Source organism: Enterococcus sp. AMC1623 (genome assembly GCF_058216495.1).
In genome coordinates this window covers 351,482-364,203 of sequence record NZ_CM177096.1, presented here as the reverse complement: position 1 = coordinate 364,203, position 12,722 = coordinate 351,482, and the positions used below count along the sequence as shown (strand labels likewise).

Here is a 12,722-nt window from a genome sequence, read left to right as displayed (position 1 = left end):
CTCCTAATTTTTGTTGAAATACAATAACTCATTGAATTACTAACTAAGGAACCCCTTACATAATTCAGATGATTCCCTTCCTTGAAACTAGAGTCATCTTAACAAGTAAGCGCTATCAACTCAACAGACAAACAACATCATTTGTCCGATTCAATTGTTTTAAGGATGATGTATAATGAAAAATAATATAATATGATAGTTAATACGTTTTCGAAGGGGCCACAAAGTATGAACCGACAAAACGCAACGAAGGAAATCATTGCTTATTCCTTCAAATATCTCGCACGTGAAAAGGATATTGATAAAATATCAATTACAGATATAATGGACCAGACAGATTTCCGCCGTCAGACTTTTTATGATCATTTTGATGACAAGTACGATTTAATTACTTGGATTTTTTCATATGAAACCTCTAAATTAATTCAATCACTTACGGTTTGGGAAAAGTGGCAAGAAGGATTACTCTATCTATTGAATTATCTTGAAGAAAACAGTAATTATTATAAGAAGGTTTTCTCAAACATGAAGTTCGATTCATTTAAGGAGTATTTTGCGTATTATATTAGGCAAATTGTTAAAAAAGTCGTGAATGACTATTTTCGAATACACGTTATTTCTAATAAGAACCAAGCTATTATTGAGACAACAACTGACTTTTATGCTTATGGATTGTCAGAAATGCTATATCGCTGGGTTCTCGGAGGCTGCGAGCTTAATAGTGAAATATATCACAAAATAATTATCCAAGTGATTGGCTATAGAACTCAGCCTTAAATTGCTTTGTTATTATGTATATAACTTACAACATATTAAGGAAAAATATTGACTATGCACTGCTTACGAAGGAAGTGATTGGTTATGCAAGAATATATTTTAGCTATTGATCAAGGAACATCAACAACTCGTGCAATTATTATTGACCGCCAAGGAAATTATATTGGCACTGCATCTCAAAAATTTGAACAACTTGTTCCACAATCTGGCTGGGTGGAACAAGATCCGAATGTGATTTGGCAATCAGTCTGTACTGTGATTCATAAAGTTATGGAGGGGTCTTGTATATCATTCCATCAAATTAAAGCGCTTGGAATTACAAATCAACGCGAAACATCTATTGTATGGGATCGACAGACTGGGCAACCAATTTACAATGCCATTGTGTGGAGCTCTAATCAATCACTAGATATCATTAACAAATTTAAACAAGATGACGTTGAAAATTACATACATGAAAAAACTGGATTAGTGCTTAGTCCCTACTTCTCTGCTAGTAAAATTCGCTGGATCCTCGATCATAAATTAGGTTCACAAGAAAGAGCAGAACGTGGAGAGTTAGCTTTTGGAACAGTTGATAGTTGGCTTATTTGGAAACTTACAAATGGTAAATTACACTGCACCGATCACACAAATGCATCACGGACGATGTTATTTAATATTCACACCTTGGAATGGGATGATTACTTACTAAATCTATTTAATATTCCAAAAAATATGTTGCCGGAAACTTATCCAAGCTCTTATGTTTATGGACTGACCGATTCAGATATTTTTGATGGAGTGAACATTCCAATTGCTGGCGTTGTGGGAAATCAGCAAGCAGCGTTATTCGGTCAATTAGCCTTTCATCCTGGCCAAGTAAAAAGCACTTATGGTCAAGGAACTTTTATTGTCATGAATACCGGATCTGAACCGAAAATGTCTAAACACAGGTTACTCACCACAATTGGTTATTCGATTGACAATCAAATAACTTATGCACTTGAAGGATCTGCTCTTATTTCAGGTAGTGCAATTGAATGGTTGAAAGAAGGCTTGAATTTATTTGAATCAATAGCGGATTCAGAAATTTTTGCACTTGAAGCTGAAACTAATTCCGGAGTTTACGTTGTCCCTTCCTTTCGAGGAATAGGTGCTCCATATTGGGATTCAAGCGCACGAGGATCTATTCTGGGAATCAATGAATTCACAAGTCGACGAGAATTGATTCGAGCAACTTTGGAATCCCTTGCCTATCAAGTCAGTGATATTATTGAATTAATGGAATTAGATACTGATATCGTAATAGATATCCTTTACGTTGATGGTGGATCTGCACAAAATAATCTATTAGTACAGTTTCAAGCAGACATTCTCGGAAAAACAGTCGAGCGTACCGAACGCTTAGAGACCACTGGATTAGGGGCTGCTTACCTTGCTGGTTTAGCAGTTGGTTATTGGCGTAATCAAAACGAACTTGCTGCTTTAGTATCTGCAAACGAACAGTTTAAGCCTAATATGAGTATTAAAGAACGTCAAGAACGACTGCACGGTTGGCATAGTGCTGTTAAAGCAACACTCTATTATGCTAAGTTATTACACAAATAATTATTTTCATAGAAAAGTTATATACTCTCGCTGAGTACTTTTAAATACGGATTTACCGGCACACTTTAGTTTCAGTTCGCACTCACAAAGCGTAATCAAGCAGGCTGGGTCATAACTAGCTGAAAAAAGGTTCCAATCAGCTGCATAATAAAAACTCTAACTTTTAGGGGTCGCCACCAAATGAAGTTACCTTTTTATTCAAGTGACCTTTGATAGAGAAAATCTAATTTCCCGCTAAGCTTCTGCTTGCGCTTTAGATTTTCTAAACCAACTATATGCACCTAACATGAGAGCTGCTCCAATTACTAGGTAAATATAAATTCCGCTACCCCCTGTTGATGGTAATAAGCCTTTAGGTGTATTGGGTACGGTAATTACTTGTGCTTCTTCATACGTTCCTACTTTGACTTCAAATTTAATGGTACCGTCAGGAATTTTCACATATTTATCAGAAGGCGCTTTGGTTTCATTTAATGTATATTCTCCATCTTTTAAACCGATAACATTGACAGAACCATTCGCTAATGAAGTAATCGTACTTTTACTAGTTGCTGTATCTACCCAACCAATTAAAGCATACGCTGTACCGGCAGTGTTTAATTCAAATTCGCCGTATTGACCCGCTTGATTAATCACTACAAATTCTGCACCTGCTAACGTTTTATCAGTATGCGCATCTTTTTTTACAATTTTCTTCCCGCCAGTTTGGAATTTTTCTTTTGGTGTTACTTCTGGTTGCGGAGTATCACCAATTTTGACATTTGCTTTGTTTCCTTCAATTGCATCCGGAACCAAATCTTTTGTTAATTCCATTTGGTAATCAATGATAAGTGTGCTACCTGCTAATGCTTGAACAGTTGCTGAATTGGAGTTTAATGCTAGTGTGAAACCACCATCTCCATTGGCAGTAATTGTATAATCGCTCCCTGCAGTTAATCCGTCAGCAATCAAAGAATCTGCAATAAATTGCAAGCCCTCTGTTGGTGTATCCGTTACAGAATAGGTAACATCTGCAATGTCGCTAGGAATATTTAATGTTAAGCGGAAGGCAATCTTCTGTCCTCTTTCCATATTATAACGAGTGCCATCTTCAGTAATCATGTCAAATTCATCGATATTTTGAACAGTTTTTGTATCTTTTGATGTGATATTTTTAGGGTATAAATGCACATGATCTAATTTTTCATCTGTGAATTTTTCTGTGCTCGCATCAAAAGCATATGCTGGTAATGCTAATACAATTGGAGCCGCTTTTTGAGTGACTGTCACGTTCCCAGGTGTTTTAGTTTCAACAAATAAATAGACTGCATCTAATCCACCACTTTTTTCTGGTAAATTGAAAGTTGCTGCTCCCAGTTCATTGGTCGTAACACTAGTTAAACCAGTGAAACTATTAGGATTAGCCGTATAAGCAGCAATAACTGCAGCTTGTGCGGTTGCTTGGTCTGCATTTTCAACCGCTGCATGATATTGTGTGGTCACATCATAAACAGTGAAAACTGCTCCAGGTAAAGCTTCTCCACCAAAATCAGTCATTTCCTTCCCTGTATTTTGACGAGGATACCCTTCTGGATACTCATCATTAAAAATCACTTTGTGTAATGTCACCGGAACTTTCGCATCATCTGCATAAGCTGTTGCAGAACCAAAAATCCCCACCAATAGTGGTAATACCAATAAAGACATAAAAATACTTTTTACAACCTTTTTCATTTAATTTCCTCCTAAATGCTTATTAATAATTTTGGATACTATGTTTTGAAAATTGGGGAATTCACTAATAACTTTTTTATTTCATCTGATTATTTACTTGTTTTCGATAAAGCAAAAACGCAAGCGTCAATAAAGCAATACCTAAGATACTAATCATTGACTTTGCTTCTCCAGTAATTGGCAACGATGGTTTCCCAGGTTTGCTGGGTTTTTCCGGTGTCGGTTGCTCAGGTTTTGGTGGTTCTGGTTTTTTAGGAAGCTCAACACCACTATTCTTAGGATATAAATGAATTGTTGAAAGATAACTTCCAGATACTGATGGATTTTCAATTGGCAATACTACCAGCATTGGTGCTGCTAATTCACGGATTTCTTGTCCCTCTATTGCGGGTGCTTTTGTTTCTAAAAATAGATACGCACTATTATTAATAGCAGGCGTTACGTTTACAATAGCTACTCCATCTTCATTTGCTACAGTAGTTGTCACCACTTCTTGAAGCAACGGATTATTTACATCACTAGAAAATTTTCCTCTTAATTCTTGCATCGGTGTATTCATTACTTTAGTCATTAAAGTTTCTAATGATTGTGTTTGCAATTCTTCTGCAACCCAATCTGTAACCTCATAGACTTCAAAAGTAACATTATTTAACCCATACGTTTCTCCATCGTTACTATCCATTTCCAGACCGGTATTTTGTGTATAATCTGGCGTAGCATTGAAATCTTTGAACATTTTTTTGTGTAAAACAAATTCAATGGCGGATTCTTTTTCTTCCGCATGAATAGACGTCGGATAAATAGTTGACGCAAAAGAAATAACGAGCAGGATTATGACAGTTGAAAAAATTTTTTTCATCTTACTCTAGCTCCTTTCGATTGCGATAAACATAATATCCGCCAAGAACAATTCCGATACCAACTACCAATAATGAACTAATAACAAATACCTTTCTCCCTTGACCACCCGTTGCTGGTAACAATCCTTTTGGCGTATTGGCAATGGTGACTTCAATTGTATTGTTGCTTTCATCTTTTAAAACAACTTCAATTGCTTCTTCATTCATTGCTTGATTTCCATAATTAACAGTGACTATGCCTGTGTCAGAAATAACTACTTTAAAGATCTCTTCAAGCACCACAAAGCCTTCTGGAGCAGCTACTTCTTTGATTAAGTAAGTCCCTGGTTTAAATAAGAATAGGTCATCCGAATCATCCGCAATAAATTTCCCAGTACCTTCACTGTTGGTAGTTAGTTTGGCAAGAAGCTGATCTTCACCTTGTTTTCGAACCTCAAAGACCGCTCCCGCAAGTTTTTGATTTGTCTGAGCATCTTTTTTCAGAATTGAAAATTCAAATTGGCGTAATTGATTGTATTTAGCAAAGACAAATACTTTTTTATTATTGTCATTACTTAGATACCAACCATCTGATGAAGGGAGTGTATCCCTTTGAATTATCGTCCCTTGTTCATCTTTTAAATTCCCTTCAATATCTACTTGAAATTTAAAGATGGTATCATCGACTTGATAACCAGTAGGTGTAACGGTTTCTTGAAGACTATAAAACCCAGGTGTAAGAGACTTAGTTGAAGTGACATCATTGGCAATCAAATCATCAGGTTCGCCTACAATTGTACCAGTACCATTCCAACTGTCTTCGTACTTTCTTAAAGTTAAACGCGCGCCATTTAACTGCTCATTATTTTCTTTGGAATATTTTTCAGTTGCTATTAATAACTTTTTAAATTGATTCTCAATAGTATAGTGAATGGTATTTCCTTCAATTGTAATACCGTCTTTTTTATTATTAATCGTGACTACGCCTGTATCACTTACTTTAATAATCCATTGATCATTAGATAGTGCGTGACCATTTGGCGCTTGGATTTCTGTTAAAGTATATTCACTATTCAATTCTAGTTTCGTCTCTTCTAATTGATACGTACCATCCTGTTTATCGGTTAACAGCACGCCTTCATTTGGAAGATTTCCACCGGTTAATTTAAATTGAGCACCTGTCAACGGTTGAGATTCTTGGTCAGAAATTTTAACTATTTTTAGACCTAATGGAGTGAAAATTTTTCTGTTGGTCCAAGTCGTTCCGTCTTCATTAGAAGTTGCTTCATAGCCATCGGGCACATTTAATTCAGAAAATTTATAAATAAAATCGTTGCCTTGATTATTAAATTTAGGCAACCACAATGTTTCTTGACCACCTTGTGTTTTAGAAATTTTTTCAATATTTTGTCTTTCCCACGTATCGGACTCAGAAGACACTAGGCGAAGATACCCCGTTTTCCACGCTTCATTAGTAATCGTTTTACTACGTTCAACAGAAAAATCTAAATAATCTGGACGATGGGAGGTATCTTTATCGTATTCCTCCCAAATCTTTTTCAAGTTCAACTTGATACCAGGAGCTTTGGCAGATGGTATACCAAAATCTATTTGATTATTTGGGTTATTTCCATCTGGTGTTAATTTAGTTGGACCATTCATTGGGTACCATTTTTCAGGAGTAAAATCCTCATCTTCCGTATTAATACGTACTTGATAGTGAAATTGAACTTCTTGTCCTTTTCCTAAATTCAACTCTGTTACATCTAATTTTCCATTAGAAATTGTTGCAGTAGGTAAATTTGAGATATTGGTACTTCCAACACTACGAACTGTGACATCAGTTGAATCATAAGAAAACTGGGTACCAATTGGATCAATAATCGAACCATCCACAATCGTATTAAACGAAGCGACTACATTTTGAGCTTGTTCTAATAAATAATCAGTCACTTCTGCCGTTGTTTCTGCATCTCGATATAATCCAGGTGATGCAAGTAAACTAGCTCTTGCTCTTACTTGTGCTTCAGTTAAATAATTTTGATCGGCTCCTAACTGAATTCCTAATGTATGAAGAATAGAGCCACTATTCTGGGCTATTTTGGCCGCACCTAATGTAGCTGCCCAAGTATTCCAAATTCTAATGCCATTAGTTGTATCATAATATCTTCCATTACCACTATTAGGCGGTATGATATTTGGGTCGCTGTTGCTACTAGTCCCCGCAGTATAGTTTGACCAAGAATTAAACGCCCCACTTCGTAAGCCAGATGTATTCCCTGGCTGATCTTGATGTGAATTATGAAAACTTGTCCCATAAACGGTACCATTTTCCATAACTGCTTGTGTCACTCTTTTTGAAAAGGTAGGAACGCCATCCGTCAGTAAAATCATCATTTTGTTACTGTTGGTACTGGATAAAAGCATATCATTGCCTTTTTCAATTCCATTTTGAGTGAATGTGCCACCATTAAACGTTTGACTCAATGCATTATTAATATTTGTTACATGTTGAGTATCGGATACAGGTTTAATTGGTTGCTGAATTAAATCAACATACCCAGGACTCGAATAACCTACAAACCCAACATTTACGTAATTGCCAATGCCCGCTTGATTAATCAGCTGAAAAAATTCTTTTACACCTGCACGAACTGCTCCAGCTCGGTCATTCCAGCCATTACTGCTACTAGGCTCCATGCTTCCAGACATATCAACAACCAGCACAATATCTACCGGTTCAATATTCTCTTTCTGATTTCCACGTACATTCAAATAGACATCATATAATCCTGGAGTACTGGTTTCTTTGGCATATTTACGAATAGCAAAGTCAGCATCTTGTCCAGTACCACCATATTCGATATAAGAATCTGTTACATTGTTAGAATTTCCATCCCAACTATTGTTTCCATCCCAACCACTTGCTCCGAATTTTTTTCCTTGATGATTTCTAACAGTTTGGTTATTTGTTGGATTCCAGTAATGTTTTGGATAAGTACCATTTTCGTTCGTTGTATATTCTGGATTGATTGCTGGATAATTCGTTAAACTATCAAGCGAACTCGCAATACTGAAATTTCCATTAGGTTCAAATGTATCGCTATTGGCATCTAAATTTTCTTCTGTTGTTTCTTTTTCAGAACTTGTCGTTGTTTGGGACGGTTCTGTGCTGTCCAATGATTCTTGTTCACTTTCCGTACGAGCTGTTGAATTCGGTTTGTCATCTGTAACAGCTTCTTCTTGCTGTGTATTCGTCATTTCTATTTCAGAGCTTTCAATCGTGGTTGACTCAACAGGGATTTCGTTTTTTGGGTTCACAACTGGCAGACGTAATTGATGTGGTCCTTCTATCTCGGATGTAAAAACATCTGTTGTAATTGTTTCAGTCTCGGATAATTCATCTGCTTGTATTCTCAGCATGACATTTGTAACTGAAAGCTCAGTTACTAGCTCCACTGTACCAGTAGCTGTTTCTGAAAATTCATCTTGAACAAACCAATTATTCTCATAGTTCCAGCCATCAACTGATTGAAAAGGAATACTTTTTCCATCGGCAATTAACTCCAACTTTAGCTTTTGTTGCGTATTGGCAGTTTTCTGATACGAATAATTAAATTTCCAATTAATTTTCTCGTTCGTTTCACTTGAAACATAGTTAATTTTTAATTCAGGTGTATCAATTATTTTTTCAGAAATAGTTTCTTTTTCATCACCAAAAACTTGATATGCTTGGGTTAGTGGTAATAAAAAATTGATAATTAATACGAGTAAAACAAATCCTATAAAGTGCTTCTTTCTCATTCTCCTCCCCCTTTCTCGCCTTTATCTTATAACAATTAAATTGGGGAATATATTTCATAATCAACCCCTCAGAAAAGCTAAAAAGAGACATTTTTATAAAAAATATCCCTTTTTTATAATTTTATATTAATTATTAAACGTTATAATTAGCTACTTCAAAGCATTATCATAATCTAATGTCTTAAAAACCCTCCAACATAAATTCCTCACATCTGAAAAATCTCGTTTTTGCACCTTTAGATGTTTCATTTTAGAACATATTGTATATAAAAAAATAAGTTATCATTAAAATAGTATTTTTTTCACAAAGGGGAGGGTAAAGCATGCTCGGTTTTGATTCATCTGTGTGGATTATGTTTGATATTATTCAACTGTTAGATAATCAAACAGATTATATTTCAAGTGAAAATCTATTATTTTTACTTGGTTATTCTAATATTACACAGGTAAAAAAATTATGTAAAAAACTGCAAGATGATATAAAAAAGTGTTATACAGAGAAAGAAATGACTCTAGTTATTAACAAACGACATGGGATTCGGTTATTACGGCATCCAACTTGTAGTTTTCAGGACTTATTTAACTTGATATTATCTGAGGATATTGCCTATTGTATTTTTAAAGAGGTACTTATTCAACGAGTTGTTTCAGTTAAAGAATTACGCGATCATTATTTTGTCAGCTTCTCAACCATTAAAAGAAAAGTGAAAGAAATCAATAACACGATAAACAATTACGATTTGCATATTACAGTTTCACATCAATTAAAAATCCGTGGGAAAGAATCAACTATTCGTTGTTTTTCTTTTTTTATCTTATTTATGATGCATCGGCAATTATCAAATATTCCCTGGATAGAAAATAAAGAAAAATATTTTAATCTAGCAAAGCAAATCAGCCACTCACTAAATTTAAACTTTACTTTTGTACAAGAAGAAATTTTAGGCCTACAATTGTTTATCTGTTGTTCAGCAATTGAAAGAAATTATTCCTTCTATTTTAAGGAAATGAAATTTCCTTTTATTAAAGATATAGATTTTCCAGCTAAACCTGATTTTCTTACTGATTGGAACAATGAAGAATGGTATTTCCTTTTGCTAATGGTTCACAACTCAAATTTATCGAACTATACAATTCCTTTAGGTTTCGATAATCTGTATACGCCAGAATTGGAGCACGACTACAAACTTTGGATAGCTCTTTTTGAAAAACATGTCGCTCCTTTTGACGATACTCAGGCTGAATTCATTTATCAAAATTTTATTCGACTATACTTAGGAAGTTTCTTTTTTAAAATAGATCAAAAACTACTTCTCTCATTTCCAGGTATTGGCTTTAAAATCAAAGAGCATGCGCAGCCCTACTTCTTTACCCAAGTTCAAAAACTATGGTATGACTTTTCCGAACAATGTGGGACATGGGCGCACAATCATTTTGAAATGCAAAGTTTATTCTTATGTCAATATTTATTATCTGCTAAAAGACTTTTACCTAAAATCAATATCTATCTATATACTGATTTATTTTTAGAACACATCAAAAATGGTATAAAATCTTATTTTGCCAGTAAATATAATATTGTTTTTGTGAATAATGCTGAAGAAAGTCATTTAATCGTAGGTACAACTAAATATCCCCAAACGGCAAGTTCTATGTATCAGCATCAAATACTCATTCAAGGATTACTAACGCAACAAGACTATCAACATCTTGTAGAAATAATAAAAGAGCTACTAATTCATACTAAAGAATCAAATTTATAATAAGCAAAACTCTCTAAATTTTTTATAACTGTTTTAAAAATATAAATTTCACACTAAAAAGACTGCAATACAAGTCATTTTAACAAAAAAATACCCGAACAATAGCGAGACTTCTTTAAGGAGATTCTCTTATATCGTTCGGGTATTTTAATTTTGTTTGTATTTGTACCGTCGTCTCTTTACATTTGTTATTAACGGCTAAAATTATTCACATCAGCAACAATTGCTTCCACAAATTCTGGCAATAATTGAACGGCAGTTTCTTTACTACCGTAACGACGGATATTTACGGTACCATCATTTACTTCTTGATCCCCTACAACAATTTGGTAAGGAATTTTTTGTGTTTGTGAGGCACGAATTTTGTAACCCATTTTTTCATTACGGTCGTCTACTTCTACACGGATACCTTTTGTTTGCAACATTTCTTTGACTTCATAAGCGTAATCGCTATGTGCTTCAACAGAAACAGGAATAATTGTTGCTTGGATTGGTGCTAGCCAAGTTGGGAAAGCGCCTTTGTACATCTCTGTTAGGTAAGCAACAAAACGTTCCATTGTCGAAACAATCCCGCGATGAATAACTACTGGGCGATGCGTATTTTCACCATCTTCACCAACGTATGTTAAATCAAAACGTTCTGGTAATAAGAAGTCTAATTGAATAGTTGATAATGTTTCTTCCATTCCTAATGCAGTTTTCACTTGAACGTCAAGTTTAGGTCCGTAAAAGGCTGCTTCACCTTCTGCTTCAAAATAATCCAATTCTAACTCGTCCATCGCTTCTTTTAACACTGCTTGCGCATGGTTCCACATAGCATCATCATCAAAATATTTTTCAGTATTTTTTGGGTCACGATAACTTAAACGGAAACGATAATCTGTTAAATTGAAATCCGCATAGACAGATGTCATCAAATCTAATGTACGTTTGAATTCGTCTTTGATTTGGTCTGGTCGAACAAAGGTATGTCCATCATTTAAAGTCATCTCACGTACACGTTGTAAACCAGATAATGCTCCAGATTTTTCATAACGATGCATCATCCCTAATTCTGCAATACGGATTGGTAATTCACGATAAGAATGAATATCGTTTTTATAGACCATCATATGATGTGGACAGTTCATTGGGCGTAAAACTAACATTTCACCATCGCCCATGTCCATTGGTGGGAACATATCTTCGTGGTAGTGATCCCAGTGACCAGAACGTTTGTAAAATTCTACATTTGCCATAACTGGTGTGTATACATGTTGGTACCCTAAGCTAATTTCTTTATCAGTAATGTAGCGCTCGATTGTACGACGAATAGTTGCGCCTTTTGGTAACCAGAATGGTAATCCAGAACCAACTTCAGGTGATAACATAAATAAATCTAATTCTTTCCCTAATTTACGATGATCACGTTCTTTGGCTTCTTCACGCATACGGATAAATTCTTTTAAATCTTTTTTATCAAAGAAGGCAGTTCCATAAACACGTTGCATCATATGGTTATCAGAATTCCCACGCCAGTATGCACCTGCGACTGAAAGTAATTTGAAAATTTGGATACGACCAGTTGATGGTACATGAGGTCCACGACATAAATCAACAAAATCACCTTGTTCATAAGCTGTGATGATTTCATCTTCGGGTAGTTCATTAATTAATTCTTCTTTATAAGGATCGCCAGCAAATAATCCTAGCGCTTCTTCTTTGGTTAAAACAAGGCGAGTGATCGGGTTGTTTTCTTTTACAATTTTCATCATTTCAGCTTCAATTGCCGGTAAATCTTCGGCCGTTACTGGTTGTTCACCATTATCAGTGTCATAATAAAATCCAGAATCAATGGCTGGACCTACCCCAAAATGAATGCTTGGATATAATCGACGCATGGCATTCGCCATTAAATGTGCAGTTGAGTGACGTAATAAAGCTAAGGCTTCTTCATGATCTGGTGTTACGATTTCAATTGAACCGTCTTCTTCAATCGTACGATCTAAGTCAATTAATTCTCCATTGAATTTTCCGGCTAAAGCTTTTTTAGCTAAACTTTTAGAAATGCTTTCGGCGATTTCTTTCGTTGTAATTCCAGATTCAAATTCTTTTACGGCACCATCTGGAAAAGTGATTTTTAACATGCTATTTCCTCCTTCAATTGCTGATTGATAAGAAAATCAACCACGTTACAAGTTCCTGTTTCATCTATTTAAAGATGACTTGCAACAAAAAAGTCCTAGTATCGCTATGC

At 35.1% G+C, this 12,722-nt stretch carries 7 protein-coding genes; 3 read left to right on the top strand and 4 right to left on the bottom strand.

Annotated elements, in window-relative coordinates:
• Positions 1-228 precede the first annotated feature (228 nt).
• On the top strand, positions 229-777 hold the full coding sequence (locus tag AC4BC7_RS01850; protein ID WP_069027564.1) for a TetR/AcrR family transcriptional regulator C-terminal domain-containing protein: 549 nt from the start codon (positions 229-231) through the stop codon (positions 775-777).
• A gap of 84 nt (positions 778-861) precedes the next feature.
• The gene (gene glpK / locus AC4BC7_RS01845) at positions 862-2,367 is read left to right on the top strand and encodes a glycerol kinase GlpK (protein ID WP_258529770.1); all 1,506 of its coding nucleotides are present in this window, start codon (positions 862-864) and stop codon (positions 2,365-2,367) included.
• A 234-nt stretch (positions 2,368-2,601) separates the two neighbouring features.
• Here the strand turns inward: glpK and AC4BC7_RS01840 are convergent, their stop codons facing one another.
• The 3 genes from AC4BC7_RS01840 to AC4BC7_RS01830 all read right to left on the bottom strand — a co-directional run bounded on the left by AC4BC7_RS01840 (position 2,602) and on the right by AC4BC7_RS01830 (position 8,723).
• Positions 2,602-4,080: a SpaH/EbpB family LPXTG-anchored major pilin gene (locus tag AC4BC7_RS01840; RefSeq protein WP_207940242.1), complete on the bottom strand. Its 1,479-nt coding sequence runs from the start codon at positions 4,078-4,080 to the stop codon at positions 2,602-2,604.
• 76 nt (positions 4,081-4,156) lie between these two features.
• The gene (locus AC4BC7_RS01835; RefSeq protein ID WP_490503661.1) at positions 4,157-4,939 is read right to left on the bottom strand and encodes a pilin N-terminal domain-containing protein; all 783 of its coding nucleotides are present in this window, start codon (positions 4,937-4,939) and stop codon (positions 4,157-4,159) included.
• 1 nt (position 4,940) lies between these two features.
• The gene (locus tag AC4BC7_RS01830; RefSeq protein ID WP_490503659.1) at positions 4,941-8,723 is read right to left on the bottom strand and encodes a SpaA isopeptide-forming pilin-related protein; all 3,783 of its coding nucleotides are present in this window, start codon (positions 8,721-8,723) and stop codon (positions 4,941-4,943) included.
• A gap of 323 nt (positions 8,724-9,046) precedes the next feature.
• Here AC4BC7_RS01830 and AC4BC7_RS01825 point away from each other — a divergent pair, with 323 nt between their 5' ends.
• The gene (locus AC4BC7_RS01825) at positions 9,047-10,486 is read left to right on the top strand and encodes a helix-turn-helix domain-containing protein (protein WP_490503658.1); all 1,440 of its coding nucleotides are present in this window, start codon (positions 9,047-9,049) and stop codon (positions 10,484-10,486) included.
• Positions 10,487-10,677: 191 nt separating this feature from the next.
• Here AC4BC7_RS01825 and thrS read toward each other — a convergent pair whose 3' ends face one another.
• Positions 10,678-12,612 carry a threonine--tRNA ligase gene (gene thrS, locus AC4BC7_RS01820; protein WP_490503657.1) on the bottom strand — a complete coding sequence of 645 codons (1,935 nt, stop codon included), beginning with the start codon at positions 12,610-12,612 and terminating at the stop codon, positions 10,678-10,680.
• Positions 12,613-12,722: the final 110 nt, after the last annotated feature.